Origin of the sequence: Streptomyces sp. NPDC102406 (assembly GCF_044765725.1) — a bacterium.
In the GTDB taxonomy this organism is placed as follows: Bacteria; Actinomycetota; Actinomycetes; order Streptomycetales; family Streptomycetaceae; genus Streptomyces.
In genome coordinates, this window is sequence record NZ_JBIWKP010000008.1 from 105591 (window position 1) to 130282 (window position 24692).

A 24692-nucleotide genomic window follows, 5' to 3' on the forward strand; every position below is an offset into this window, starting at 1 on the left:
CGATCGGGATGCTAGAGTTTCACTCGTTGCAAGGGCCTGTGGCGCAGTCTGGTAGCGCACCTCGTTCGCATCGAGGGGGTCTGGGGTTCAAATCCCCACAGGTCCACCGCAATTGAGAACCCCGCCGGGTGACCGGCGGGGTTCTTGCTTTGTGTCCTGGATGCCTTGTGTCCTAGGCGCCGGGCTGGAGCGGCTTGGCGTAGCAGCGGCTCAGCTCCTCGAAGCGGTAGAGGCCGAACTTGACGCACAGCTCGTAGCCGCAGGACTCGTAGAGCGCCATCGCCTCCGGCTGCTTCGTGCCCGTCTCGAGGACCATGCGGGTGCGGCCCGCCGCACGGGCGTCCGCCTCCAGGGCCGCGAGTATCCGGCGGGCGAGGCCCAGGCCGCGCGCCTCCGGGATGACGTACATCCGCTTGAGTTCGGCGTCGCCGTCCGCGTACCCCTCGTCGTTCGCGTCCTGGCTGCGCCAGCCGCCCGTCGCGAGAGGCGTGCCCGCGGCGTCGTACGCGATCAGGTACAGGCCCCGCGGCGGGGTGAACATCGACGGGTCGAGAGGGGTGAGGTCGCCCTCGTCGCCGTAGCGCTCCGCGTATTCGAGCTGGACGCGGTCGCTCAGTGCCACCGCGTCGGGATGGTCGAAGGAAACGGTGCGCAGGTTCACCGCGGAAGTGGCGGAGGTGGCGGAGGGGGCGGGCAAAGAGTGGATAGTCATGCGGTGAATCGTATCTCTATGCTCAGGGATGCGGCTCATCCGTCCAGTGTGCCGGTACGGTTGCCCGGTGCTGACAGTGACCACCGTGAACGTGAACGGCCTGCGCGCCGCCGCCAAAAAGGGCTTCGTGCAGTGGCTCGCCGAGACCGACGCCGACGTGCTCTGCCTCCAGGAAGTGCGCGCCGAGCCCGGCCAACTGCCCGCCGAGGTGCGCGAACCCGAGGGCTGGCACGTCGTGCACGCGCCGGCCGCCGCCAAGGGGCGCGCCGGGGTCTCGCTCTACACGCGGCGCGCGCCGGAAGCGGTGCGGATCGGGTTCGGGTCCGCCGAGTTCGACGGCAGCGGCCGGTACGTCGAGGCCGATCTGCCGGGTGTCGTCGTCGCCAGCCTCTATCTGCCGTCCGGCGAGGTGGGGACCGAGCGGCAGGACGAGAAGATCCGGTTCATGGCCGAGTTCCTGGAGTACCTGAAGGGGCTGCGGGTGCGCGCCGCCGCCGAGGGCCGGGAGGTCGTCGTCTGCGGCGACTGGAACATCGCCCACGCCGAGGCGGACCTCAAGAACTGGCGCGGCAACAGGAAGAGCTCCGGCTTCCTGCCCGAGGAGCGCGCGTGGCTCGGCCAGGTTTTCGAGGCGACGGACGGCGGCTACGTGGATGTCGTGCGGGCGCTGCACCCGGACGTCGAGGGGCCGTACTCGTGGTGGTCGTACCGGGGGCGGGCCTTCGACAACGACACCGGCTGGCGGATCGACCTCGCCGTCGCGACCCCCGGCCTCGCGGCCAGGGCGCTGAAGGCCTACGTGGAGCGGGCCGCCACGCATGAGGAGCGGTGGTCGGACCACGCGCCGGTGACAGTCGTCTTCGAGTAGCCCCGGGACTCAGGACCCGGGGGAGCCTAGGGTGTGAGGCGTCCTGAGGGGGAATTCTCGTGGCAGGCATTTCTCGTGGTTCGCGTGGTTCGCGTAGTTCCCGCACTTCTCGCGGTGCGTGTGTTCCGTCCCGGCGTGGGCTGTTGTCCGGGGCTGTGGGCGTCGGGGCCGGGATCGCGTTCGGGACCGCCGGGCCGGGGGCGTCGGCGGGGGTGAAGGCGCCGCACGTGCTCCTCACCGAGCAGGCGAGCCGCCGGATCCTGGTGCTCGATCCGGCGCGCGCCCCCTGGGACCCGGTGGCTGAGCCGGGGGTGGTGCGGTGGGCGTTCTCGCCGCTGGGGGACGGCCGGTACCGGGACCTGGAGCCCGAGGTCAGTTGGGTGTACCCGAGCGAGGCCAAGGTGCGGCTCCATCGCGGGCGGACGTTCCTGCTGACCACGGCGTCGTTCGGGTTCGTGGGCGTCGTGGAGTGGCCGGGCGGGCGGCGGTACTGGGGTACGGCCGTCTCCCCCGGGGACGATTCGTTCAACCCGCACTCCGCCGAGATCCTGCCCGACGGGAACGTCGCCGTCGCGTGCAGTACGGGGGCGCGCGTGCGGCTCTACGCCGCTTCGCTGGGGACGCGCGCCACCCGGTTCGCCGAGGCCGAGCTGAAGGGCGCGCACGGGCTGCACTGGGATTGGGAGAACCGGCTGCTGTGGGCGCTGGGCGACGACGAGCTGGTGGCGTTCGCGGTGGCGGGCGGCGCGGCGCGGCCACGGCTCGTGCGGCGGTTCGCCGATCCGCTGCCGGTCGCGACGCCGGGCAGGTCGGCCGGCGGGCACGATCTGTTCCCCGTCGCGGGGCTGCCCGGGCGGTTGTGGGTGTCCACCAGCGCCTCCGTCCACCAGTACGCGACGCGCGGCCGGACCTTCGCGCAGGACTTCGCGGGCGCCGCGGAGATCTCCCGCAAGGGCGTGAAGTGCGTGGGGGACGATCCGCGGACCGGCCGGGTCGTCACCACGGTGCCCGAGCCGGGGCTCGGGGAGACCTGGTGGACGACGACGGTGAGCGCGCACCGGCCCGAGGGCGCGTACAAGCTGGTCGGGGGCGGGATCTACAAGGCGCGCTGGTGGCTACCCCGATGAGCCGAGTCTGCGGTCCAGGGCCATCGAGAGTTCGGCCTCGACCACGGATCTGGCCAGGGGGCGCAGGCGCTGGACGTCCTTGCCGGTGCCGTGCGCGAGGATCATGTCGGTGAAGAGGGCGGCCATGGCGTCGGCGTGCTCGCGGACGCGGCTGCCCGCCGCGAGGACCTCGGCCAGCGGGATGCCCTCGCGGACCAGGGCCGCGGACACCTCCAGGAGGCGGCGGCTGATGTGCACGATCTCCTCGCCGTCGGTGCCCAGGTAGCCGAGGTCCAGGGCGGCCTGGAGGTTCTCGGGGGTGTCCTGGCCCGCGAAGTGGTCGGCCAGCTCCTCGGGGGTGAGGCGGACCGGGGTCTCCTCGGTGGGCTCGCCCATGCCGAGGAGTTCGCCCACGTCGCGGCCCCGGTCGAAGGCTTCGGAGAGTTCGGCGATGCCGTTGAGGGTGTGGCCGCGCTCCAGCAGGGCGGCGATGGTGCGCAGGCGGGTCAGGTGCGTCTCGTCGTACCAGGCGATGCGGCCCTCGCGGCGGGGCGGCTTGATGAGGCCGCGTTCGCGGTAGAAGCGCACGGTGCGCACGGTGATGCCGGCGGCCTTCGCCAGCTCCTCCATGCGGAACTCGCGGACGCCGCCGGTTTCGCGCACACCGCCGTGCTCCTCGTCCTTGCCGGGCCCGGGGCCCCGATCCGCTGCTTCTTCGGCCACGTCGGAACCCTATGTCGTACTGGCGGTAACTTTCCTCGGCTCGACCCCTACCCATCAGTACGAGGCTGCTCTACGCTCCCCATTGCGCCAGTGTTCACTGGCAGAGTCGTGCGGCAAGGGAGGCGCCGGGATGGCCGAGCAGGAACACGAGCACGTACGGGTGGCGGTGATCGGGTCCGGCTTCGGCGGGCTCGGCGCGGCGGTCAGGCTGCGCCGCGAGGGCGTCACCGACTTCGTGGTGCTGGAGCGGGCCGACGCGGTCGGCGGCACCTGGCGTGACAACAGCTACCCGGGGTGCGCGTGTGACGTGCCGTCCCACCTCTACTCGTTCTCCTTCGCGCCCGACCCGGACTGGCCGCGCACCTTCTCCGGGCAGGAGCGCATCCGGCAGTACCTGGAGCACGTCACCGACACCTTCGGGCTGCGGTCCCACATCCGCCTGAACTCCGAGGTGACGCGACTGCGGTGGGACAACGAGAAGCTGTGGTGGGAGATCGGCAGCACGAGCGGCACGCTCACCGCCGATGTCGTCGTCTCCGCCACCGGGCCGCTCTCCGACCCCAAGACGCCGGACATCCCCGGCATCGACACCTTCCCCGGCAAGGTCTTCCACTCCGCCCGCTGGGACCACGACTACGACCTGCGCGGCAAGCGCGTCGCCATGATCGGTACGGGCGCCTCCGCCATCCAGATCGTGCCCGCCATCCAGAAGGAGGTCGGGCGGCTCACCCTCTTCCAGCGCACGCCCCCGTGGGTCATGCCCCGCGCCGACCGCGCCATCACCAGGGCCGAACGCTGGCTGCACCGGCAGGTGCCCTTCACCACCCAGGCCCGGCGCGGACTCCTGTGGGGCATACGGGAGTTGCAGGTGCAGGCGTTCACCAAGCGCCCCGACGAACTGGGCCTGGTCGAACAGCTCGCCAAGCGCAACATGTACCGGGCGATCAAGGACCCGGCGCTGCGCGCCAAGCTGACCCCTGACTACCGCATCGGCTGCAAGCGCATCCTGCTGTCCAACACGTACTACCCGGCGCTGGCTCAGCCCCATGTCGACGTCGTCGCTTCGGGCCTGAGCGAGATCCGGGGCAGCACCCTCATCGCCGCCGACGGCAGCGAGGCCGAGGTGGACGCGATCGTCTTCGGCACCGGGTTCCACGTCACCGACATGCCGATCGCGCGGCGCGTCATCGGCGCGGACGGCGTCAGCCTCGCCGAGAGCTGGAAGGGCGGGATGGCCGCACTGCGCGGGGCAACCGCAGCCGGCTTCCCCAACTTCATGACGGTCATCGGGCCGAACACCGGGCTCGGGAACTCCTCGATGATCCTGATGATCGAGGCCCAGTTGAACTACCTGGCCGACTATCTGCGGCAGTTGGACGTCCTCGGCGGCCGGGTCGCCCTCACCCCGCGCGAGAGTGCCGTCACCGGCTGGAACAACCGCGTCCAGGACCGGATGAGGCGCACCGTGTGGAAGACCGGCGGCTGCAACAGTTGGTACCTCGACGAGAACGGGGTCAACACGACCGTGTGGCCCGGCACCACCACCGAGTTCCGGCAGGCCACACGCCATGTCGACGTCGGGGAGTACGAGGTGGTCCGCGCCCCCGCCCGGGAGCCGCGGGCCGGTGCGGGCGAGGGGTCGAGGACGAAGGCGGGGGCGAGCGCCGCATGAGCCGTACGACGCACATGACGACCGGGCCCTTCGCGCCGCCCGTCGCCGCCCGTGAACTGACCGCCGTCTCGGCGGACGGATCGCGGCTGCACGTCGAGGTGCACGGCCCCGAGGACGCGCCCGCCGTGGTGCTCTCCCACGGCTGGACCTGCTCGACCGCCTTCTGGGCCGCGCAGATCCGCGCCCTCGCGGACGGCCACCGGGTGATCGTGTACGACCAGCGCGGGCACGGGCGATCGCCCGCCGCCGCGCGACTCCCGTACACCGCCGACATGCTGGCCGACGACCTGGAGGCCGTGCTCGACGCGACGCTCGCGCCGGGCGAGCGGGCGGTGCTCGTCGGGCACTCCATGGGCGGCATGACGATGATGGCCGCCGCCGCGCGACCCGGGTTCAAGGAGCACGCCGCGGCCGTCCTGCTGTGCAGCACCGGCAGTTCGCGCCTGGTCGCGGAGGCGACGGTCGTGCCGCTGCTCCTCGCGGGCGCGCTGCGCACCCGGGTCACCCAGGCGATCCTCGGCTCCAAGGCGCCGCTCGGGCCGGTCACGCCGCTCGGCAAACGCGTCCTGAGGTTCGCGACCATGGGCCCTGGCGCGGCACCGGACAAGGTCGAGGCGTGCGCGCGGATCGTGCACGCCTGCCCGCGGGCCGTGCGGCACGGCTGGTCGCACGTCCTGAAGACGCTCGACATGGACGCCGCGCTCGGGGAGTTGACGCTTCCGGTGGCCGTGCTGGGCGGAACCGCGGACCGGCTCACGCCCGTCGTGCACGCCCGGCGGATCGCCGCCGCGCTGCCGGACTGCGCGGGCCTGACCGAACTGCCGGGCCTCGGGCACATGACGCCCATCGAGGCCCCGGAGGCCGTCACGGGGAAGATCCGTGAACTGGCCGCCGATCACCTGGAGTACCGAACCGAGAAGGGGGCGGATGTCGCATGAGCAAGGTCAGCCTGGAGGGACAGGTCGCGGTCGTCACGGGCGCGGCGCGAGGCGTCGGTGAACTGCTCGCCCGCAAGCTGTCGGCGCGCGGCGCGAAGATCGCGCTGGTCGGCCTGGAGCCGGACGAGCTGAAGCAGGTCGCGGGGCGGCTGCACGCCGACGCCGACTGGTGGCACGCCGACGTCACGGACCACGAGGCGATGGCCCGGGTCGCAGCCGAGGTGAAGGAGCGGTTCGGGAAGGTCGACATCGTCGTCGCGAACGCCGGTGTCGCCGCGGGCGGCCCCTTCGTGGACTCCGACCCGGACGCCTGGCGCCGCGTCATCGAGGTCAACCTCATCGGCTCCGCCGTGACGGCCCGCGCCTTCCTGCCCGTCCTGATGGAGTCGCGCGGCTACCTGCTCCAGATCGCCTCGCTCGCCGCGATCACGCCCGCGCCCATGATGACCGCGTACTGCGCCTCCAAGTCGGGTGTCGAGGCGTACGCGCACGCGCTGCGCGCCGAGGTCGGCTACAAGGGCGTACGGGTCGGCGTCGGTTACCTGTCCTGGACCGACACGGACATGGTGCGCGGCGCCGACCAGGACGACGTGATGCGTGAGCTGCGCGAGCGGCTGCCGTGGCCGTCGAACAGGACGTACCCGCTGGGCCCCGCCGTCGACCGGCTGGTGGTGGGCATCGAGCGGCGGGCCTCGCACGTGTACGCGCAGTGGTGGCTGCGGGGCATGCAGGGCATCCGCGGGTACCTGCCCGGGATCATCGGGGCGGTGGGGCAGCGCGAGATGCGGCGGTTCGAGCCGCGGCTCGGCAGCGTGTCGCGGGGGCTCGTGGGTGCGGGCGGTGCGGCCGACGAGACCGTACGGGGGCGCTGAGCAGCGGTCTCCTCGGGTGCGTACGGTCCGTTATTGATCGAAATGCGCCCGATGTCCCGGCGTGTCACTCTGGTCGAGCCCCACCCCCCCCAACCCCCTTCGGGAGTGAACACAGCATGGGCATCATGGACCAGTTCAAGGACAAGGGCGAAGAGCTCTCCGACAAGGCCAAGGACCGCGCGAGCGGCGCCCGGGACGAGGCGGGCGAGCGCGGCCGGCAGGGCCAGGACGAGCTCCGCGAGCGCGGTTCGCAGGGCCGTGACAAGGCCCGGGACGCCGCGCAGGACGCGCAGGACCGCTTCCGCCAGGACCGCGACTCCTGACGCTCTTCCCTGAGCGACGTGGGCCCCACCCGGGACGCCGGGCGGGGCCCACAGCCGTTACCGGGGCGGCAGTTCGGGCCGCCGCCGGTCGGGGACGTCCGAGTGGTCCGGCGGTGTCTTCGCGCCCTCCTTCTCCAGCAGGTCCAGGGCGATGTGGACCGCGTCGTCGAGCTGCGCGTACCGCCCCTCCGCCCAGTCGAGCGGGGTGCGCAGCGCCTCCACGTCGGGTTCGACGCCGCGGTTCTCGATGGACCAGCCGTACTCGGGGAACCACGCCGCGTTCATCGGCACCGTGATCACCGTGCCGTCGCCGAGCCGGTGGCGCCCGGTCATGCCGACGACGCCGCCCCAGGTGCGCTGGCCGACGACGGGGCCGAGCCCGAGCAGCTTGAACGCCGCGGTGATCATGTCGCCGTCGGAGGAGGTCGCCTCGTCGGCGAGGGCGACGACCGGGCCGCGCGGCGCGTTCGAGGCGTAGGAGACGGCCTGGGCGTTGCGGGTCAGGTCCCAGCCGATGATCTTCCGGGTCAGCTTCTCGACGACCAGCTCGCTGATGTGGCCGCCCGCGTTGCCGCGTACGTCGACGATGAGCGCGGGCCGGGAGACCTCCATGCGCAGGTCGCGGTTGAACTGCGCCCAGCCGGAGCCGCCCATGTCGGGGATGTGCAGATAGCCGCACCGGCCGTTGCTCAGCTCCCGTACGACCGCCCGGCGTTTTGCCACCCAGTCCTGGTAGCGCAGCGGCCGTTCGTCGACCAGGGGGACCACGGCGACGCGGCGCGGGCGGCCCCCGCCCCCGGCCCGGGCGAAGGTCAGCTCGACGGTCGTGCCGCCCGCGCCCGCCAGCAGCGGGAAGGGGCCGGTGACCGGGTCGACCGGGCGGCCGTCGACGTGGGTGAGGACGGCGCCCTCACGGATGCCGGTGCCGGCCAGCGGGGAGCGGGCCTTGGAGTCGGAGGACTCGCCGGGCAGGATCTCGGCCACCATCCACTGCCCGTCCCGGCGGACGAGGTTGGCGCCGAGCAGGCCCTGGGCGCGCTGGTAGTGGGCCGGGCCCTCGTTGCGGCGGGCCGCGGAGACGTAGGCGTGCGAGGTGCCCAGCTCGCCGAGGACCTCGCGCAGCAGGTCCGCGAACTCGTCCGGGGACGCGACCCGTTCGACCAGCGGGCGGTACTGGTCCAGCACCGCGGACCAGTCGATGCCGCACATGTCCGGCTCCCAGAAGTAGGCGCGGATGATCCGGCCCGCCTCCTCGAAGGCGCCGCGCCACTCGGCGGCCGGGTCGACCTCGTGCAGGATGCGGCGCAGGTCGATCCAGACCGTGGAGTCGTTGTCGCCCGCCTCGGTGGAGGGGACGGCGCGCAGTTCGCCCTCGTCGCCGACGACGAGCCGGGTGCCGTCGCCGCTGACCGCGAACCAGTCCATGTGGTCGACGAGTTGCGTCTTCTTGCACTTGGCGAGGGAGAAGTGTTCGAGGGTGGGCTGGGACGAGGTGTCGGCGGGGTTGGCGAACGTCTCGCCGAGCGCGCCCGAGATCGGCCAGCGCAGCCAGACCAGGCCGCCGCCCGCGACGGGGTGGAGTCCCGAGTACTTGGAGGCGGCGACGGGGAAGGGGACCACACGGTTGGCGAGGCCCTCGATCTCCACGGTCGGCGCGGCCTGGGTGAGCCCCGAACCACCCTCCTCCACGGGGTCCAGACCACCGGCGGCGGTGCGCCCGTCGGGGGAGAGCGCGAAGGGCGAGGCCGTGGCCGACGACAGCGGTACGAGGTAGGGGCGGCAGCCGAGCGGGAAGGACAGGTCGCCGGTGTGCACGTCGTAGACCGGGTCGAAGCCACGCCACGACAGGAACGCCAGGTAGCGGCCGTCGCGGGTGAAGACCGGGTTCTCGTCCTCGAAGCGGCCGTTGGTGACGTCGACGATCGTGCGGTCCTTGATCCGGGCCATCTTGATCTGCCGCAGGGAGCGGCCGATGCCCGGGTGCGACCAGGTCAGCCAGGCGCCGTCGGGGGAGAAGGCGAGATCGCGGACGGGCCCGTTCGTCGACCGGATCAGCTCGGTGACCTCGCACCCGGGCTCCTCGGCCACCGCGTCGGCGCCCTCCGCCGGGGGCACCGTGACGAGCAGCAGCCGGCCGTCGTTCGAGGCGACCGCCAGGCGCGTGCCGTCGGGGTCGCTGACCAGTTCCTGGACGCGGCCCAGATCGCCGCAGTCGAGGCGCAGCGGGGCGCGGTCGCCCGCCGCGCGCGGCAGGTAGGCGATCTCGACGGCGTCGTCGCCCGCGGCGTCGGTGACGTAGGCGACCTGGGCGCCGGAGCCGAGCATCTCGGGCAGCCGGACGCGTACGCCCGGGGTGTCGGTGATGGTGCGGGCCGGGCCGTCGCGATGGGTCAGCCAGTACAGGCTGCCGCGGACGACGACGGCGCTCGCCCGCCCGGTCTCGTCGACGGACAGGGCGTCGACGTGGAGGGCGGCCGGGACCTGGTAGGCGCGGCGGCCGGTGCGCGGGCCGCCGAGCCGCACGGGCAGCCTGCGCGGTACGGAGTCGGGGGCGAGCGAGTCGAGGAGCCACAGCTCGCCCGCGCACTGGTAGACGACGCGGGTGCCGTCGGAGGAGGCGTGCCGGGCGTAGAAGGCGTCGTGGTCGGTGTGCCGGGTCAGGTCGGAGCCGTCGGGCAGGCACGAGTAGACGTTGCCGATGCCCTCGTGGTCGGAGAGGAACGCGATGCGGCCGTCCACGAACATCGGGGCGTCGAGGTGCCCGTCCAGGTCGGCGAGGATGCGCTGCCCGTGCACCCAGAGGCGGCCCTGGGCGCCGCCCCGGTAGCGCTTCCACGCGGCCGGTTCGTGCGGCGGCGTGCCGGTGAGCAGCAGCGTCCGCCGCTCCCCTGCGATGTCGGCGACCTGGATGTCGGAGACCGGGCCCCAGGGCAGCTTGCCGCCGGGGGAGCCGTCGGTGGGCACACGGTAGGCGAAGGTGAAGTAGGAGAACGGTTCGCCGTGCGAGGCGACCGCGAGGATGTCGCCGTCCGGGGTCCAGCCGCGTACCTGGGTGTCCACGCTGCCCCAGTAGGTGAGGCGGCGGGCGGCGCCGCCGTCCACCGGGGCGAGCTGGATCTCCGGGTCCAGGCTGCGCCAGGTCGTGTACGCGATCTGCGTGCCGTCGGGCGAGAACCGCGGGTGGCTGACCTTGGTGCGGTCGACGGTGAGCCGCCAGGCCCGCGCCGAGCCGTCGAGCGGCGCGACCCACAGGTCGTCCTCGACGACGAAGCACAGTCGCTCGCCGCTCAGGTGCGGGAACCTCAGGTACGCCTCGGCTGCTTCTTCTGTCACCTCCCCATGCTTTTCCGCGACGGGGTACCCGGCAACCGGGCGCCGCGCACAGGTGTGGCACACCCCACGTACGAAACGGTTTCGTTTCGTTAGTCGCCGCGGTATGTTCAGGGCGTACGAGATCGAGGAGACCCGAGGAGAGGGGACGGTCATGGTCGCGGAGGCAACGGTGCGCCGCAGCCGGATCACCCCCGAGCGCGAGGCCGAGCTGTACGGCGCCGTGCTCGATCTGCTCCGCGAGGTCGGCTACGACGCCCTGACCATGGACGCCGTGGCCGCCCGCACCCGGGCCAGCAAGGCGACGCTCTACCGCCAGTGGGGCGGCAAGGCCGAACTCGTCGTCAAGGCGCTGCGGCACCAGAAGCCGCGCTTCGAGACGATCGACACCGGCTCGCTCCGCGGCGACCTGCACGCGATGGCGCTGCGGGACGACGACTGTCACATGGAGCAGAACAGCGCCCTGATGCGCGGCCTGATGGTGGCGGTGCACGCCAACCCGGATCTGCTGGAGGCCTTCCGGGAGTGGATCGTGGCGCCCGAGCTGTCGGGGCTCGACCGGCTCCTCGAAAGAGCCGTGCAGCGCGGCGAGATCCGGCCCGACAACCCGGCGCTCGGCTATGTCCTCCACATGCTGATCGGCGCGTTCGCCACCCGCACGCTCATCGACGAGATGCCGCCCACCCAGGCGTATCTCACCTCGTACATCGACGCTGTCGTCCTCCCCGCCCTCAGCGCCTGACCCCTTTCCCGCCCCACCCTTCCCCGTACCTGACGCGACCGCTCACGTCGTCGGGCGATTCCCCCCTGCCCCCTGACCTGACCGGAGTACGCCTTCGTGGCCACCTTCCTCTACAAACTCGGCAAGCTCGCCTTCCGCCGACGGCACTTCGTCGCCCTGATATGGGTGGCGCTGCTGACGCTCGCGGGCGTCGGCGCCGCCACCGCGCCCACCGCCGCCTCCAGCTCCTTCTCGATCCCCGGCACCGAGGCGCAGAAGGCGTTCGACCTCCTCGACGCGCGCTTCCCCGGTTCCGCCGCGGACGGCGCCACCGCCCGTGTCGTCTTCAAGGCGCCGGCCGGTGAGAAGCTCACGGACGCCGCGAACAAGGCGGACGTCCAGGACACCGTCGCCGCCCTCAAGTCCAGCTCGAAGCAGGTCGCCTCGGTGGCCGATCCGTTCGCCGGCAAGACGGTGAGCAAGGACGGCACGATCGCCTACACCTCGGCCTCGTACAAGGTCTCCTCGATGGAGCTGACCGACGACGACCGGGACGCGCTCCAGAAGGTCATCGACCAGGCCAAGGAGACCGGCCTGACCGTCGAGGTCGGCGGTGACGCCCTCCAGGCCATGCCGGAGACCGGCGCCACCGAGGTCATCGGCATCGCCATCGCGGCCGTGGTCCTCGTCATCACCTTCGGCTCGCTGCTCGCGGCCGGGCTGCCGCTGCTCACCGCGCTCATCGGCGTCGGTATCGGCGTCTCCTCGATCACCGCCCTGGCCAATGCGCTGGACCTCGGCACCACCACCTCCACCCTGGCCATGATGATCGGCCTCGCGGTCGGTATCGACTACGCCCTGTTCATCGTCTCCCGCTACCGCGCCGAACTCGCCGAGGGCCGCGAGCGCGAGGAGGCCGCCGGACGGGCCGTCGGCACCGCGGGCTCGGCCGTCGTCTTCGCGGGGCTGACCGTCGTCATCGCGCTGGTCGGCCTCGCCGTCGTCAACATCCCGATGCTGACGAAGATGGGCGTCGCGGCGGCCGGCACCGTCGCCATCGCCGTGCTCATCGCGCTGACCCTCATACCGGCGCTGCTCGGCTACGCGGGCAAGCGCGTCCACGGCCGCAAGGCCCGCAAGGCGCTCGACTCCGCCGAGAAGACCGAGCCCAAGGTCAACATGGGCACCCGCTGGGCCCGCTTCGTGCTGCGCCGCCCGGTCATGGTCCTCGTCGCGGGCGTCATCGGCCTCGGCGCGATGGCCGTACCCGTCGCCTCGCTCGAACTCGGCCTGCCCGACGACGGCGTGCAGCCCACCGACACCACCCAGCGCAAGGCCTACGACCTGCTCTCCGACGGCTTCGGTCCGGGCTTCAACGGCCCGCTCATGACGGTCGTCGACGCCAAGGGCGCGGACGACCCGAAGGCCGCCGTCGACGAGGTCGTCTCGAAGATCAAGAAGACGGAGGGCGTCGCGGCCGTCACCCCGGCCACGTTCAACAAGGCCGGTGACACGGCCATCGTCAACGTCGTCTCGAAGTACAAGCCGTCCTCCGTCGAGACCGAGGACGTCGTCCACGCCATCCGCGACGCGGGCAAGGACATCAAGGCCGACACCGGCGCCGAGCTCTCGGTCACCGGCTCCACGGCCATGAACATCGACGTCTCGCAGAAGCTCAACGACGCGCTCGTGCCCTACCTCGCGCTCGTCGTCGGCCTCGCCTTCCTGCTCCTGATGGTCGTCTTCCGCTCGGTTCTCGTCCCGCTCAAGGCGGCCCTCGGCTTCCTGCTCTCGGTGCTCGCCGCGCTCGGCGCCGTCGTCGCCGTCTTCCAGTGGGGCTGGCTCGGCGGGGTCTTCGGCGTGGACCAGACCACCCCGATCATGTCGATGATGCCGATCTTCATGGTGGGCGTCGTCTTCGGTCTCGCCATGGACTACGAGGTCTTCCTCGTCACCCGGATGCGCGAGGCGTACGTCCACGGGGAGCGGCCCGCGCAGGCGATCGTGACCGGCTTCCGGCACGGCGCCCGGGTGGTCACCGCCGCGGCCGTCATCATGATCGCGGTGTTCGCGGGCTTCATCGGCTCCTCCGAGCAGATGGTGAAGATGATCGGCTTCGGCCTGGCGATCGCCGTCTTCTTCGACGCGTTCGTGGTCCGCATGACGATCGTGCCCGCGGTGCTCGCGCTGCTCGGCAAGAAGGCGTGGTGGCTGCCGGGGTGGCTGGACCGTGTGCTGCCCGACGTGGACGTCGAGGGTGAGGGCCTGAACGCGGCCGAGGCCGCCGGACGCGCCGGGCGGGACCGCAAGCTCGTCGACGCCTGACCGGGCGCCGGACGGTCAGTGCGTGACCGTCGCCGGGGTGACGGACGTGTACGTACGACGCAGGAAGCGGATCAGCGCTTTCACGTCGAACTGCACGACCGTCACCCCGTTCGGCTGTCCGGGGCGGTGCGCGTGGAACTCGATGACCGCCTGGACGCGTCCGCAGGGCCAGATCCGGACGGCGCCGCCGGTGACCGGGGAGTGCAGCCCGCGCTCCAGCAGCTCGCGCGGGAAGACCCACTCGGGGGCGCCGTCCAGGGCGACGTGGACCAGGCCGTCGTAGCGCAGCACGACCGGGACGGCCCGGTGGGCGTCGGGGGAGTCGGTGACGACGTGGGCCCGGACGTACTGCTCGACGAAGTGCTCTATGCCGACGGTCATGTCTTCCAATGTCCCATATGTCTGTTAAATCCGAGTGTGTGGGCTGTACGGGACGGGACCAATTGGGGGTGGGACGCTCTTGCGAACAGTTCGCAACAAGGGCCTATCATCGAACGGTTAACCATCTGCCCGAGCGCCGGAGCCCCTGCCATGCATGTACCCGACGGATTCGTCAACGCCCCCGTCTCGGCGGCCGCCGGTGTCGTCGCCGCGGGCGCCGTCGCCGTCAGCCTGCGCGGCGCCCGTCGTGAACTGGACGAACGCACCGCCCCGCTCGCCGGGCTCGTCGCGGCGTTCATCTTCGCCGTGCAGATGCTGAACTTCCCCGTCGCCGCGGGCACCAGCGGACATCTCCTCGGCGGCGCGCTCGCCGCGATACTCGTGGGCCCCTACACCGGGGTCCTGTGCGTGTCCGTCGTGCTCCTCATGCAGGGCGTCCTCTTCGCGGACGGCGGCCTGACCGCGCTCGGCGTGAACATCACCGACATGGCCATCACCACCACGGTCGTGTCCTACCTCGTCTTCCGCGGCCTGGTGAAGGTGCTGCCCCGCGGCCGGCGCTCCATCACCGTCGCCTCCTTCGTCGCCGCCGTGCTCTCCGTCCCGGCCGCCGCCGTCGTCTTCACCCTCATCTACGCGATCGGCGGCACCACCGACGTCTCCCTCGCCAAGGTCGCCACAGCGATGATCGGCGTGCACGTCCTCATCGGCATCGGCGAGGCGGCGATCACGGCGCTCACCGTCGGCGCCGTCGTCGCCGTCCGCCCCGACCTCGTGTACGGCGCCCGTGGCCTCACCCAGCCGCTCAAGCTGCGGGTCGGCGGCGCGCTCGTCGACGCTCCGGCCGCCGCGCCCGCCCCGGTGGCCGCCCGCTCGCACCGCAAGGTCTGGATCACGGGCCTGGTCACCTCCCTCGTACTCGCCGGGTTCGTCTCCTACTACGCCTCGGCCAGCCCCGACGGCCTGGAGAAGGTCGCCCACGACAAGGGCATCGACAAGAAGACCGAGGAACACGCCGCCGCCGACTCCCCGCTCGCCGACTACGGCGTCAAGGACGTCAGCGACGCCCGTCTCTCCGGCGGCCTCGCCGGGATCATCGGCGTCGGCGTGACCGTCGTCGCCGGGACCGGGGTCTTCTGGGCGCTGCGCAGGCGGCGTACCGACGACGTGGCCTCCACCGAGGTCACCGCAGGCGAGACCGTCTGACATGGGCGCCGGACACGCGCACCGCCTCTACCGCGCCGGGCACTCGCCCGTGCACGCCCTGCCGCCGCACACCAAGCTCGCCGCCGTCCTCTGCTTCGTCGTGGTCGTCGTCTCCACACCGCGCGAGGCGATGTGGGCGTTCGCGCTCTACGCGATGCTCCTCGCGACCGTCGCGTACGCGGCCCGCGTCCCGGCCGGCTATCTGCTGAAGCGGCTGTTCATCGAGGTCCCCTTCGTCGCCTTCGCGGTCCTCATGCCGTTCGTCGCGGAGGGCGAACGGGTGCAGGTGCTCGGCCTCTCCCTCAGCGAGAGCGGCCTGTGGGGCGCGTGGAACGTCCTGGCCAAGGGCACGCTGGGCGTCGCGGCGTCGGTCCTGTTGGCGTCCACGACGGAACTGCGCGAGCTGTTGCTGGGCCTGCAACGCCTGAAGCTGCCGCCCCTCCTCGTCCAGATCGCCTCGTTCATGATCCGCTACGGCGATGTCATCACGGACGAGATGCGGCGCATGAAGATCGCCCGGGAGTCGCGCGGCTTCGAGGCCAGGGGCGTACGGCAATGGGGTGTCCTCGCCAAGTCGGCGGGGGCGCTGTTCATCCGCTCCTACGAACGCGGCGAGCGCGTGCACCTGGCGATGGTCAGCCGGGGGTACGCCGGTTCCATGCCGGTGATCGACGAGGTGACGGCCTCCCGGACGCAGTGGTCGTCCGCGCTGGCCCTGCCGGGTGCGGCACTCGTGGTGTGTCTGCTGGGATGGACCCTGTGACTGCCTCTCCTGCCTCCCTGCACGTGTCCGGGCTCGCCTTCGCCTACCCCGACGGACATCAGGCCCTCTTCGGCGTCGACCTGACCATCGGCAAGGGCGAACGGGTCGCGCTGCTCGGCCCGAACGGCGCGGGCAAGACCACCCTCGTCCTGCACCTGAACGGCATCCTGACCGGCGGCGCCGGTACCGTCACGGTCGCGGGCCTGCCCGTCGGGAAGCGGAACATGGCGGAGATCCGGCGCAAGGTCGGCATCGTCTTCCAGGACCCGGACGACCAGTTGTTCATGCCGACGGTCCGCGAGGACGTCGCGTTCGGCCCGGCCGCCGCGGGCATGAAGGGCCCCGAACTGGAGGCGCGGGTCCGCAAGGCGCTCGCCTCGGTCGGCATGGAGGAGTACGCGGACCGGCCCCCGCACCATCTCTCCTTCGGTCAGCGCCGCAGGGTGGCGGTCGCCACGGTCCTCGCGATGGAGCCGGAGATCCTCGTCCTCGACGAGCCGTCCTCCAACCTCGACCCCGCCTCCCGCCGCGAACTCGCCGACATCCTGCGCTCGCTGGACGTCACGGTCCTCATGGTCACGCACGACCTGCCCTACGCCCTCGAACTCTGCCCCCGCGCGGTGATCCTCAGCGAGGGCGTCATCGCGGCGGACGGCGCGACCGGTGATCTCCTCGCGGACGAGGACCTGATGCGCGCCCACCGCCTGGAACTGCCGTTCGGCTTCGACCCGAAGTCGGTCGCGGGGAAGACGGCTTGAACCACCCGCCGGCGGCCGGTGCTCTCGCCACCGCCCGCCTCGACCTCCTGCCGGTCGAGGTCGGGCACGCGGCCGAGATGGCCGTCGTCCTGTCCGATCCGGCGCTGCACACCTTCATCGGCGGCGCCCCCGACACCCCGGACTCCCTGCGGGCCCGCTACGAGCGCCTGACCGCGGGCTCCCCCGACCCGGCCGTGACCTGGCTGAACTGGGTGGTCCTGCTGCGCGCCGAGAACTGCCTGACCGGCACCGTCCAGGCGACGGTCACCGGGTCCCTCGCCGAGGTCGCCTGGGTGGTCGGCACCCCGTGGCAGGGCAGGGGCATCGCCGTCGAGGCGGCCCGGGGGCTCGTCGGCCGGCTCGCCGCGACGGGGGAGGTCCGGACCGTGATCGCTCATGTCCACCCCGACCACCACGCGTCCGCAGCCGTGGCCCGCGCCGCCGGGCTCGCCCCCACCGGGGTCCTGCACGACGGCGAGCTCCGCTGGAGCCGGAGCCTGGGGGCCTGAGCCGTGTCCGCGCGGAATGCGACCGCATCGGTGCCGGTTGCACCTACCGTGGATACAGCAGTGAACGGCACGACCGCGCCCGGATTCGAAGGTGTCAGGGCGGTGTTCGCCCAGAACTTCGAAGAGCGCGGCGAGCGCGGCGCGGGCGTCGTCGTCTACCGGGACGGGCACAAGGTCGTCGACCTGTATGCGGGGACGCGCAACATCGACGGGGGAGTCGGGGGAGTCGGGGGCGCCGAGGGGGACGGCGGGGCGGAGTGGGGCCCCGGGACCGCGCAGATCCTGCGGTCCGCCACCAAGGGCGTGTCCGCCGCCGCCCTGCTCCTGCTGCACCAGCGCGGGCTGCTCGACCTGGACGCCCCCGTCGGGGCGTACTGGCCCGAGTTCAAGGCGCACGGCAAGGAGAGCGCGCTCGTCCGGCACGTCCTCGCGCACCGCGCGGGCGTCCCCGCCCTGGACCGGCCGCTGACCCCGGCCGAGGCCACCGACCCCGAGCGCGGTGCCGCGGCCGTCGCGGCGCAGGCCCCGTTCTGGGCGCCCGGCACCGAGCACGGCTACCACGCGCAGACGTACAACTGGCTCACCGGCGAACTCGTGCGCCGGGTCACCGGCCGCTCCCTCGGTACGTTCGTCGCCGAGGAACTGGCCGGGCCGGCCCGCGCCGACGTGTGGATCGGGTTGCCCGAGGCCCAGGCCCACCGCGCCGGACGCATCGGCCCGATCGAGCCGCCGACCGTGCCCGGCGCCCCGCGCTCCCGCCCCAAGCGGGCCCTCGTCGAGGCGTACACGAACCCGGCGTCCCTGACCCGGCGCGCCTTCGACACGATCACCCCGGCGCCGGACGAGAACGACCCGGCCTACCGCGCCGCCGAACTCCCCGGCTCGGGCGGCATCGGCACCGCCGACGGGTTGGCCCGCCTCTACGCCGCGCTGATCGGTGAGGTGGACGGCGGTACGCGGCTGTTCACCCCGGAGACGGTCCGGCTCGCCCGGACGGAGGCCTCCTCGGGCCCCGACCGCGTCCTCGTCGTCCCGTCCCGCTTCGGCCTCGGCCACATGCTGCACGGCATCGCCTCCCCGCTCCTGACCCCGCACTCCTTCGGCCACCCCGGGCGCGGCGGCGTCCTCGGCTTCGCCGACCCGGAGACGGGCATCGCGTTCGGCTACGTCACCAACGGGATGAGCAAGGGCGTCACCGCCGACCCGCGCGCCCAGGCCCTGGTCAGAGCGGTGCGCGAGGTGTGTTCACCCTCGGGGGCGGCTCGGGGGAGCGTTCCCGAGTAGCGTCGGGGGCATGACACGTTTTGAGGGGTACGCGGCTCTGATCACCGGCGCGGGACGTGGCATCGGCGCCGCCGTCGCCCGCCGTCTCGCCGCCGAGGGTGCTCAAGTCCTCGTCACCGACGTCGACTTGACGGCCGCGGAGAAGACCGCGGGAGAGATCCGGGAGCAGGGCGGCGCCGCCGTCGCGCACCGCTGCGACGTGGGCGACCGGGGTTCGGTGGAGGCCGCCGTCGCGGGCGCCGTCGATGCCTTCGGCCGTCTCGACGTCCTCGTCAACAACGCCTACGCCTGCCACGCCGACGCCGCCCTCTTCGAGGACGAGGACGACGAGGCGTGGGCCCGCGACCTCGATCTCTCCCTCACCGGCGCCTACCGCTGCTGCAAGGCGGCCCTGCCGCACCTGGCCGCCTCCGGTCGCGGCGCGATCGTCGGCGTCGGTTCGGTCAACGGCCTCCAGGACTTCGGCAACCACGCCTACAGCGCCGCCAAGGCGGGCCTGGTCTCCCTGACACGCACCCTCGCGGGGCACGCGGGCCCGCGCGGCGTCCGCGTCAACCTCGTCGCCCCGGGCACGGTCCGCACCCCCGCCTGGACGGACCAGGACCGCGACCCCGACGCCCTGCGCGAGCTGTATCCGCTGGGCCGGATCGGGGAGCCGGAGGACATCGCGGCGGCCGTGGCCTTCCTCGCGTCGCGCGACGCCGCGTGGGTGACCGGGGTGACGCTTCCCGTGGACGGCGGCATCACGGCGGTGAACTCGGGGTTCAAGCGCTCAGCTCCCTGAGAGCCGGTCTTCGGGAGCCGCTCAGGGGCGTCGTTCCCGCCCGGTGAACCGCCCGTCAGCCGCCGTTGAGCAGCATCTGCCGCACGATCGGGCCCGCCGAGTCGCCGCCGTGTCCGCCCTGCTGGACCACCGCCGCCGCCGCGAGATCCCCGCGCCAGGCCGTGAACCAGCCGTTGGGCTCCTTCTGCCCGTCGACCTCCGCCGAGCCCGTCTTCGCCCCCATGTCGGCGCCGAGCCCGGACATCGGCTTCACGGCCGTGCCCGCGACCGCCGTGTAGTGCATCAGCTCCCGCAGCTTCGCGGCGGTCCCGCCCGACAGGGACCGGGCGGCCTTCGCGAGCGTGCGGTGGTCGACGTCGGGCGAGACGAGGTAGGGCTGGTGGAAGGTGCCGGACTTCACGGTCGCCGCGACCGACGCCATGTTGAGCGGGTTCATCCGCACCCCGCCCTGCCCGATCAGCGACGCCGCCATCTGCGCGTCCGACTGCACCGGCACCGCGCCGTCGAAACTGGGCACGCCGATCGCCCAGTTGTCGAGCCCGAGCCCGAAGACCTGTTGCGCCTGCTTGGTCAGCGAGTCGTTCTCCAGCTTCGGGGCCTGGCTGATGAAGGCGGTGTTGCAGGACGCGGCGAAGCTCGCCTTGAACGTGCCGTTCTTGATCTGGAACTTGTCGTCGTTCTGGAACTTCCAGTGCCCGTACGTGAAGTACTTCGGGCACGGGTGCTTCTTGTCGACGTCCGCGAGCCCCTTCTCCAGGAGCAGCGACGACGTGATGACCTTCATCGTGGAGCCGGGCGCGAGCGCCCCCTGGAACGCCGTGTTGAAGCCCGGGCTGGAGTTGGCCACGCCCAGGATCTCGCCGGTCGAGGGCCGCAGCACGACGACGGAGGCCCGCTCCCGCGAGGCGACCTGCTTCTCCGCGGCGGTCTGCACGGCCGGGCTGATCGTCGTCCTCACGGTGCCCGGGGTGCCCTCGGAGAGGGTGAGCAGCGTCTTGTCGGGCAGCGCGTTCTTCGCGGCACCCTTGCCGGTGCCCTTCGCGGGCTCCTTGCGCACGACGCGCAGCTCGATGCCGGCCGTGCCGCCGGCCTTCTTGCCGAACTTCTCGCGCAGCCCGTCGAGGACGGTGCCGAGGGAGGGGTACTTCTTCGCGGTCAGCTCGCCGCCCGCGCGGTCCACCGCCTTGATCGGCGGATCACCGGCCTCCCCGGTGACGAGCCGGTCGCCGTCCTTCAGCTCCGGGTGGGCGACGGACGGCCGCCAGTCGACGAGGACCTTCCCGTCGCTCTTGCGGCGCACCACCGTGAGCGAGGAGTCGTACGCGTACGGCTTGCTGAACCCGGCCCCGCCGGGCTTCTTCGCGTACGAGACCATCGACGTGACGTGGAAGGGGACGCGGGCGCCCGCCCGGACGCCCGGGACGATCTTCATGTCGTCGAGGTGGGCGTCCTTCGCCAGCTCCGTGAGCGCGGTCCTCGCGGTGGCCGCGTCGTCCGTGTACGCGGCGGCCCGCGCCACGTCGCCGGACTGCCAGGCGGTGAGGAACCGGCCGGACACCGCCGTGACCTCGGCGGCGCTCGGCGGGCCCGTCGGGACGCTCGGCTTGTCGTCCACCGCGGCGGAGGACACCGCGCCGCCGTCCATCAGGGCGTACGCGCCGACGCCGGCCCCGACGACGGCCACGGCGGCTGCCGCGCCGATCACCAGGGTGTGGGTGTTCCGGCGCTCTGGGGGCCTGCGCCTGCCTCTGGTGCCCAACGTTCGTCCTCCGGTGTTCTGCGGGTGGCCCAGATTACGGGGTGGCCCAAGTCGCTTCCGTCGTAGGACAGAACGCCGTACAGGAGCCCGCGGTTTCGTTACGATCCGGCGCGCAGCACCGAGGCCACGATCGGTCCGGCCGCGTCGCCGCCGTGTCCGCCGCTCTCCGCCATCGCCGCGGCGGCCACATCGCCCCGGTATCCCGTGAACCAGGAGTTGGACACGGCCTGCCCGTCGACCTCCGCGGAACCGGTCTTCGCCCCGATGTCCCCGGTGAGTCCGGCCATCGCGTCGCGCGCCGTACCGGTCGGCGAGGTCGCGGTCAGCCGCATCATCTGCTTGAGCTGGTACACGGTCGAGGCGGGCAGCCCCCGCGCGGTGGCGAGCCGACGGTCGCCGAGCTCCGGGGAGACGAGGATCGGCTGGTGGAACGCGCCGGTGATCGCGGTCGCCGTGACCGACGCCATGTTCAGCGGGTTCATCGTCACCTTGCCCTGGCCGATCATCCCGGCCGGGTCGTCCGAGTTCCCGTTGACCGGCACCGCGCCGTCGTACGACACGATCCCCGTCTGCCAGTCCTTGCCGAGCCCGAACCGGTTCCGCGCCTCGGCCGCGAACGTGTCCGCGCCCAGCTCGTCGGAGAGCTTGATGAAGGCGGTGTTGCAGGAGCGCTGGAAGCTGTCGGCCAGCGTCGCGCCCTCGTTCGGCCGCATGCCGGTGAGGTTGTGGAAGGTCTGGCTCAGGGCGACCGCCGAGTCCGGGCACGGCGCCTTGCCGGTCATCGACGTGACACCGTTGTCGATCAACGCCGCCGCGGTGATGACCTTCATCGTGGAGCCGGGGGCCAGCCGCCCCTCGAACGCCGCGTTGAACTCGCCGTACCCGTGGTTGGCGACCGCGAGGACCTCGCCCGTGGACGGCTTGACCGCCACCACCGCCGACTTCGAGAACTTCGTCACCGCCTGCTCGGCCGCCGCCTGCGCGCCCGCCCTGATCGTCGTACGCAGGGTGCCCGGCTTGCCCTTGGCGAGGGTGAGCAGCGTCTTCTCGGTGCTCGTCCCGTCGCTGCCTTCGTGCCGGATGAACGTCTCGACCCCCGGCGAACCGCCCGCCGCCTCCCCGTACTTGGCGCGCAGCGTGTCCAGAACGGGCCCGAGCGAGGGGTACTTCGCCTTCGACAGCACCGCCCCGTCACGGTCCACGGCCTCGATGGGCGGCGCCGCGGACTCGCCGGTGACGAGCGTGTCGCCCTCGCGCATGGCCGGGTGCAGGACGGACGGCCGCCACCGCACGAGCGCCTTGCCCGTGGTCTCACCGCGCACGACCGTCAGCGACGAGTCGTACGCCAGCGTCCGCTTCCTGCCCTCGAACGACACCGTGGCCCGCACGGTGAAGGGAACCCGGGCGCCGACCGGCGTCCCCGCCTTCAGCACGGTGCGGATGACGTGCCCGTCGTCGCGCCAGCCCTGGAGCGCGGGCCGCGCGCTGTCCGCGTAGTTCGTGGCGGACGCGGCCCCGTCCGCGTCGTTCCTCGCCCACGCCGCGAGGAACTTCGCCGACGTCTCCTTGATCTCCTCGCCCGTCGGCGGCCCGCTCCTGCGCGCCCCGGGCGCACCCGCCGCCGACGAACCCCCGGCGCCCGACACCGCCGTGACGATGTTGTAGGCCCCATACCCGGCGCCGCCCACCATCACGGCGAACACCCCACCGACCAGGGCGACCTTGACCCCCTTGCGCATGCGCGTCCCCTCCCCAGGATCTGACCGAAGGGACTCTAGGCACGTGGGAACCCCGCTGCGCAGGGTGTTGTCCAGATGGTGTCCGAAGGTGTCCGAAGAGTGATCACACCTGCGGCCGAAACCAGCTCACACCCACGTATCCAGCCACATCCGTGAACGCCAGGAATCGATCGGGATGGCGTGGCCGGTGTAGATCGGCCAGAAGTAGATGGAATCCCGGATGGTCGGGGTTGCGTGCGCCCCGACCTGGGACGATGTGGGCAGGTCGGTAGTCCGTCAGGCTGCCTGGGCCGTCTCTGGGCCGTGATCTTGCTCCACGGGCCCCCTGAAGATCCGGTCCACAGCCTTCCGCGTGCGGCCCTCGCTGCTCGGCATGAGGTGCGTGTACGTGCGCAGGGTGAAGCCGGGATCGGCGTGACCGAGGTACTGGCTCAGGGCCTTGATGTTCTCTCCCGCGTCGAGTAGCACCGACGCGTAGAAGTGGCGCAGCGCGTGCATGCCGTCGTCCGGCGCGGCGGCATATCGCTTGCCCTTCTCGGGCTCCGGGATGATCCCGGCAGCCACCAGAGCAGGTTTCCACTTCGAGTCGTTGAAGTGGCTTACGCGGACGTGATCGCCTCTGTCTCCGGAGAACAACAGCCGCTTGGTGACGGGCGCTCCGTCGGGGGTACGCCAGGGCAGCGTGATGGGCGCCGGCGCGAACCGCTTGATGTGTGCGCTGAGCGCGACGCCGACGACTTCGGGGAGTGGAACCTTCCTGGTCTTGTTTCCTTTCGGCCGCGCGAAGACGTACTTGCCCCGGATTCGCTTGAGCTGGTGGTTCACGTGCAGCCAACCACCCTCGATGTTGAGTTCATCGACCGAGAGGCCGAAGACTTCACCCTGCCGAAGACCGCAACCGGCGCCGACAGCGACGGCGGCCCGGAAGTGTTCCGGTAGCGCCTCCTGGACCGTGAAGACCTGAGGGATAGTCCAGGGCACGACCTGCCCCGGAGCAGCCTTCGGGACCGTCACCGATCGGGCATGGCACGGGTTCTTCGCGAGCAGTCCGTCATCCACTGCCGCGTTGAGGACTGCGGAGACCGTGCCAAAGATGATGCGGCGACTGGATTCGGCAGGAGCCACAGGTTCCAACTCGGCGAGCCAGGAACGGATGTGCTCCGGTTTGAACGAGCCGAGCGGACGAGTTCCGAAGTAGGGGTAGGCGTGCAGTCGCAGGCGTCGTTCCGCTGCCTCGCGGCTGTTGATCTCGCCCGGGTGAGCCTTTACCCACTTCTCGGCGTATTGCCGGAAGGTGATCCGTGAAGCGCGAGGGTCGGTGTACTGGCCGCGCGACATGTCGGCCTCGATGTTGGTCAGCCACTTCTCGGCGAGACGCTTCTGCCCATCGGCAAAGCTCTTGGACTTCTCGCTGCCGTCGGGGCCGATGTAACGGGCCCGGTAGCGGAGTCCGGTGCCGTAGCGCTCGGTCTTAACGCGACTGGTTTTCCCGTCGGCGTCTGTCTCGGTCTTGAACCAGCGGTCTTGGATGTGGCCTGCCATTTGGGTGGTGGTCCCTTCTCGACAGCACACTGGGAGGGCCGCTGAGCTGCCCTCCCAGTCGAGTTGAACGGTGGTTACGTCAGGCGGCGTCGATGGCCGTACGGCGGAGTTCGGCGACGTAGGACTGCACGTCGGCGGGGTCGTAGCGCACGTGCTTGCCGATGCGGAAACCGGGCGGTCCGGTGCGCTTCTTGCGCCACTGGTAGACGGTTTCCTTGGGCACTTCGAAGATTTCGGCGATGTCGTCGGGGGTGAGGTAGCGGTCAGGCAATCCGGCTCGGAGAGTGGCGCGCGGACCGCTGTCTGTCGGAGTCAGGGAGCGCATGCGGGTCCTTATCGGTGTGAGCGTCGTGGGGCCCTTCTGGGAAGTCCGCTAC

Annotated in this window: 22 protein-coding genes and 1 tRNA gene; 15 read left to right on the forward strand and 8 right to left on the reverse strand. The window is 71.8% G+C overall.

The window, feature by feature from the left end:
- The first annotated feature begins 32 nt into the window (after nucleotides 1-32).
- Nucleotides 33-106: transfer RNA gene (locus tag ACIRF8_RS27945), tRNA-Ala, on the forward strand.
- 66 nt (nucleotides 107-172) lie between these two features.
- Here the strand turns inward: ACIRF8_RS27945 and ACIRF8_RS27950 are convergent.
- Nucleotides 173-712 (reverse strand): GNAT family N-acetyltransferase, encoded by a 540-nt coding sequence (locus tag ACIRF8_RS27950; RefSeq protein WP_404218991.1) that lies wholly within the window; start codon nucleotides 710-712, stop codon nucleotides 173-175.
- Nucleotides 713-740: 28 nt separating this feature from the next.
- Here ACIRF8_RS27950 and ACIRF8_RS27955 point away from each other — a divergent pair, with 28 nt between their 5' ends.
- Nucleotides 741-1580 carry an exodeoxyribonuclease III gene (locus ACIRF8_RS27955; protein WP_404218993.1) on the forward strand — a complete coding sequence of 280 codons (840 nt, stop codon included), beginning with the start codon at nucleotides 741-743 and terminating at the stop codon, nucleotides 1578-1580.
- 143 nt (nucleotides 1581-1723) lie between these two features.
- Nucleotides 1724-2707, forward strand: coding sequence for a DUF6528 family protein (locus ACIRF8_RS27960; protein WP_404218995.1), 984 nt, complete (start codon nucleotides 1724-1726; stop codon nucleotides 2705-2707).
- Here ACIRF8_RS27960 and ACIRF8_RS27965 read toward each other — a convergent pair.
- A complete protein-coding gene (locus ACIRF8_RS27965; protein ID WP_404219364.1) occupies nucleotides 2696-3316 on the reverse strand; it encodes a MerR family transcriptional regulator in 621 nt (206 codons plus the stop codon). The genes ACIRF8_RS27960 and ACIRF8_RS27965 overlap by 12 nt on opposite strands.
- A gap of 223 nt (nucleotides 3317-3539) precedes the next feature.
- Here ACIRF8_RS27965 and ACIRF8_RS27970 point away from each other — a divergent pair, with 223 nt between their 5' ends.
- From ACIRF8_RS27970 to ACIRF8_RS27985, 4 genes are all read left to right on the forward strand, one after another.
- Nucleotides 3540-5081 carry a flavin-containing monooxygenase gene (locus ACIRF8_RS27970; protein WP_404218997.1) on the forward strand — a complete coding sequence of 514 codons (1542 nt, stop codon included), beginning with the start codon at nucleotides 3540-3542 and terminating at the stop codon, nucleotides 5079-5081.
- Nucleotides 5078-6019 (forward strand): alpha/beta fold hydrolase, encoded by a 942-nt coding sequence (locus ACIRF8_RS27975; protein WP_404218999.1) that lies wholly within the window; start codon nucleotides 5078-5080, stop codon nucleotides 6017-6019. The genes ACIRF8_RS27970 and ACIRF8_RS27975 overlap by 4 nt, the downstream gene beginning before the upstream one ends.
- Nucleotides 6016-6891, forward strand: coding sequence for an SDR family oxidoreductase (locus ACIRF8_RS27980; RefSeq protein ID WP_404219001.1), 876 nt, complete (start codon nucleotides 6016-6018; stop codon nucleotides 6889-6891). Before ACIRF8_RS27975 ends, ACIRF8_RS27980 begins: the two co-directional genes overlap by 4 nt.
- 125 nt (nucleotides 6892-7016) lie before the next feature.
- Nucleotides 7017-7214, forward strand: a complete 198-nt coding sequence (locus ACIRF8_RS27985) for a hypothetical protein (protein ID WP_404219003.1) — start codon at nucleotides 7017-7019, stop codon at nucleotides 7212-7214.
- A gap of 57 nt (nucleotides 7215-7271) precedes the next feature.
- On the opposite strand, the gene ACIRF8_RS27990 is transcribed toward ACIRF8_RS27985, so the two are convergent.
- A complete protein-coding gene (locus tag ACIRF8_RS27990) occupies nucleotides 7272-10547 on the reverse strand; it encodes a S41 family peptidase (protein ID WP_404219005.1) in 3276 nt (1091 codons plus the stop codon).
- A 151-nt stretch (nucleotides 10548-10698) separates the two neighbouring features.
- On the opposite strand from ACIRF8_RS27990, the gene ACIRF8_RS27995 reads away from it, so the two are divergent.
- A complete protein-coding gene (locus ACIRF8_RS27995; protein WP_404219367.1) occupies nucleotides 10699-11286 on the forward strand; it encodes a TetR/AcrR family transcriptional regulator in 588 nt (195 codons plus the stop codon).
- A gap of 96 nt (nucleotides 11287-11382) precedes the next feature.
- Entirely contained in the window at nucleotides 11383-13590 is a 2208-nt protein-coding gene (locus tag ACIRF8_RS28000) for an MMPL family transporter (protein WP_404219007.1), read from the forward strand.
- Nucleotides 13591-13605: 15 nt separating this feature from the next.
- On the opposite strand, the gene ACIRF8_RS28005 is transcribed toward ACIRF8_RS28000, so the two are convergent.
- Entirely contained in the window at nucleotides 13606-13971 is a 366-nt protein-coding gene (locus ACIRF8_RS28005) for an SsgA family sporulation/cell division regulator (protein ID WP_404219010.1), read from the reverse strand.
- Between the two features lie 150 nt (nucleotides 13972-14121).
- On the opposite strand from ACIRF8_RS28005, the gene ACIRF8_RS28010 reads away from it, so the two are divergent.
- From ACIRF8_RS28010 to ACIRF8_RS28035, 6 genes are read left to right on the forward strand one after another with little or no spacing between them, the layout of a single operon-like run.
- On the forward strand, nucleotides 14122-15177 hold the full coding sequence (locus ACIRF8_RS28010) for an energy-coupling factor ABC transporter permease (RefSeq protein ID WP_404219013.1): 1056 nt from the start codon (nucleotides 14122-14124) through the stop codon (nucleotides 15175-15177).
- A 1-nt stretch (nucleotide 15178) separates the two neighbouring features.
- Complete coding sequence (gene cbiQ, locus ACIRF8_RS28015; protein ID WP_404219015.1) at nucleotides 15179-15940, forward strand: cobalt ECF transporter T component CbiQ; 762 nt, start codon at nucleotides 15179-15181, stop codon at nucleotides 15938-15940.
- Nucleotides 15928-16698: an energy-coupling factor ABC transporter ATP-binding protein gene (locus tag ACIRF8_RS28020; protein ID WP_404219017.1), complete on the forward strand. Its 771-nt coding sequence runs from the start codon at nucleotides 15928-15930 to the stop codon at nucleotides 16696-16698. The genes cbiQ and ACIRF8_RS28020 overlap by 13 nt, the downstream gene beginning before the upstream one ends.
- Nucleotides 16695-17207, forward strand: coding sequence for a GNAT family N-acetyltransferase (locus ACIRF8_RS28025; protein ID WP_404219019.1), 513 nt, complete (start codon nucleotides 16695-16697; stop codon nucleotides 17205-17207). Before ACIRF8_RS28020 ends, ACIRF8_RS28025 begins: the two co-directional genes overlap by 4 nt.
- A 60-nt stretch (nucleotides 17208-17267) precedes the next feature.
- On the forward strand, nucleotides 17268-18491 hold the full coding sequence (locus ACIRF8_RS28030; RefSeq protein ID WP_404219022.1) for a serine hydrolase domain-containing protein: 1224 nt from the start codon (nucleotides 17268-17270) through the stop codon (nucleotides 18489-18491).
- Between the two features lie 10 nt (nucleotides 18492-18501).
- Nucleotides 18502-19275, forward strand: a complete 774-nt coding sequence (locus ACIRF8_RS28035) for an SDR family NAD(P)-dependent oxidoreductase (RefSeq protein ID WP_404219024.1) — start codon at nucleotides 18502-18504, stop codon at nucleotides 19273-19275.
- A 55-nt stretch (nucleotides 19276-19330) separates the two neighbouring features.
- On the opposite strand, the gene ACIRF8_RS28040 is transcribed toward ACIRF8_RS28035, so the two are convergent.
- The 4 genes from ACIRF8_RS28040 to ACIRF8_RS28055 all read right to left on the reverse strand — a co-directional run bounded on the left by ACIRF8_RS28040 (nucleotide 19331) and on the right by ACIRF8_RS28055 (nucleotide 24640).
- Complete coding sequence (locus ACIRF8_RS28040; RefSeq protein WP_404219026.1) at nucleotides 19331-20980, reverse strand: penicillin-binding transpeptidase domain-containing protein; 1650 nt, start codon at nucleotides 20978-20980, stop codon at nucleotides 19331-19333.
- Nucleotides 20981-21132: 152 nt separating this feature from the next.
- Nucleotides 21133-22773 carry a penicillin-binding transpeptidase domain-containing protein gene (locus tag ACIRF8_RS28045; protein ID WP_404219028.1) on the reverse strand — a complete coding sequence of 547 codons (1641 nt, stop codon included), beginning with the start codon at nucleotides 22771-22773 and terminating at the stop codon, nucleotides 21133-21135.
- 276 nt (nucleotides 22774-23049) lie between these two features.
- On the reverse strand, nucleotides 23050-24315 hold the full coding sequence (locus ACIRF8_RS28050) for a tyrosine-type recombinase/integrase (RefSeq protein ID WP_404219030.1): 1266 nt from the start codon (nucleotides 24313-24315) through the stop codon (nucleotides 23050-23052).
- A 79-nt stretch (nucleotides 24316-24394) separates the two neighbouring features.
- Nucleotides 24395-24640, reverse strand: coding sequence for a helix-turn-helix transcriptional regulator (locus ACIRF8_RS28055; protein WP_404219032.1), 246 nt, complete (start codon nucleotides 24638-24640; stop codon nucleotides 24395-24397).
- Between the last annotated feature and the right edge of the window lie 52 nt (nucleotides 24641-24692).

What these genes read in the sequence shown, in the direction of transcription:
- ACIRF8_RS27965 (WP_404219364.1), bottom strand. Translation starts at nt 3,316, where the DNA reads ATGGAGGAGCTGGCGAAGGCCGCCGGCATCACCGTGCGCACCGTGCGC.
- ACIRF8_RS27980 (WP_404219001.1), top strand. Translation starts at nt 6,016, where the DNA reads ATGAGCAAGGTCAGCCTGGAGGGACAGGTCGCGGTCGTCACGGGCGCG.
- ACIRF8_RS27975 (WP_404218999.1), top strand. Translation starts at nt 5,078, where the DNA reads ATGAGCCGTACGACGCACATGACGACCGGGCCCTTCGCGCCGCCCGTC.
- ACIRF8_RS27955 (WP_404218993.1), top strand. Translation starts at nt 741, where the DNA reads ATGCGGCTCATCCGTCCAGTGTGCCGGTACGGTTGCCCGGTGCTGACA.
- ACIRF8_RS27970 (WP_404218997.1), top strand. Translation starts at nt 3,540, where the DNA reads ATGGCCGAGCAGGAACACGAGCACGTACGGGTGGCGGTGATCGGGTCC.
- ACIRF8_RS28020 (WP_404219017.1), top strand. Translation starts at nt 15,928, where the DNA reads ATGGACCCTGTGACTGCCTCTCCTGCCTCCCTGCACGTGTCCGGGCTC.
- ACIRF8_RS28045 (WP_404219028.1), bottom strand. Translation starts at nt 22,773, where the DNA reads ATGCGCAAGGGGGTCAAGGTCGCCCTGGTCGGTGGGGTGTTCGCCGTG.
- cbiQ (WP_404219015.1), top strand. Translation starts at nt 15,179, where the DNA reads ATGGGCGCCGGACACGCGCACCGCCTCTACCGCGCCGGGCACTCGCCC.
- ACIRF8_RS28035 (WP_404219024.1), top strand. Translation starts at nt 18,502, where the DNA reads ATGACACGTTTTGAGGGGTACGCGGCTCTGATCACCGGCGCGGGACGT.
- ACIRF8_RS28055 (WP_404219032.1), bottom strand. Translation starts at nt 24,640, where the DNA reads ATGCGCTCCCTGACTCCGACAGACAGCGGTCCGCGCGCCACTCTCCGA.
- ACIRF8_RS27995 (WP_404219367.1), top strand. Translation starts at nt 10,699, where the DNA reads ATGGTCGCGGAGGCAACGGTGCGCCGCAGCCGGATCACCCCCGAGCGC.
- ACIRF8_RS27985 (WP_404219003.1), top strand. Translation starts at nt 7,017, where the DNA reads ATGGACCAGTTCAAGGACAAGGGCGAAGAGCTCTCCGACAAGGCCAAG.
- ACIRF8_RS28050 (WP_404219030.1), bottom strand. Translation starts at nt 24,315, where the DNA reads ATGGCAGGCCACATCCAAGACCGCTGGTTCAAGACCGAGACAGACGCC.
- ACIRF8_RS27950 (WP_404218991.1), bottom strand. Translation starts at nt 712, where the DNA reads ATGACTATCCACTCTTTGCCCGCCCCCTCCGCCACCTCCGCCACTTCC.
- ACIRF8_RS28010 (WP_404219013.1), top strand. Translation starts at nt 14,122, where the DNA reads ATGCATGTACCCGACGGATTCGTCAACGCCCCCGTCTCGGCGGCCGCC.
- ACIRF8_RS28005 (WP_404219010.1), bottom strand. Translation starts at nt 13,971, where the DNA reads ATGACCGTCGGCATAGAGCACTTCGTCGAGCAGTACGTCCGGGCCCAC.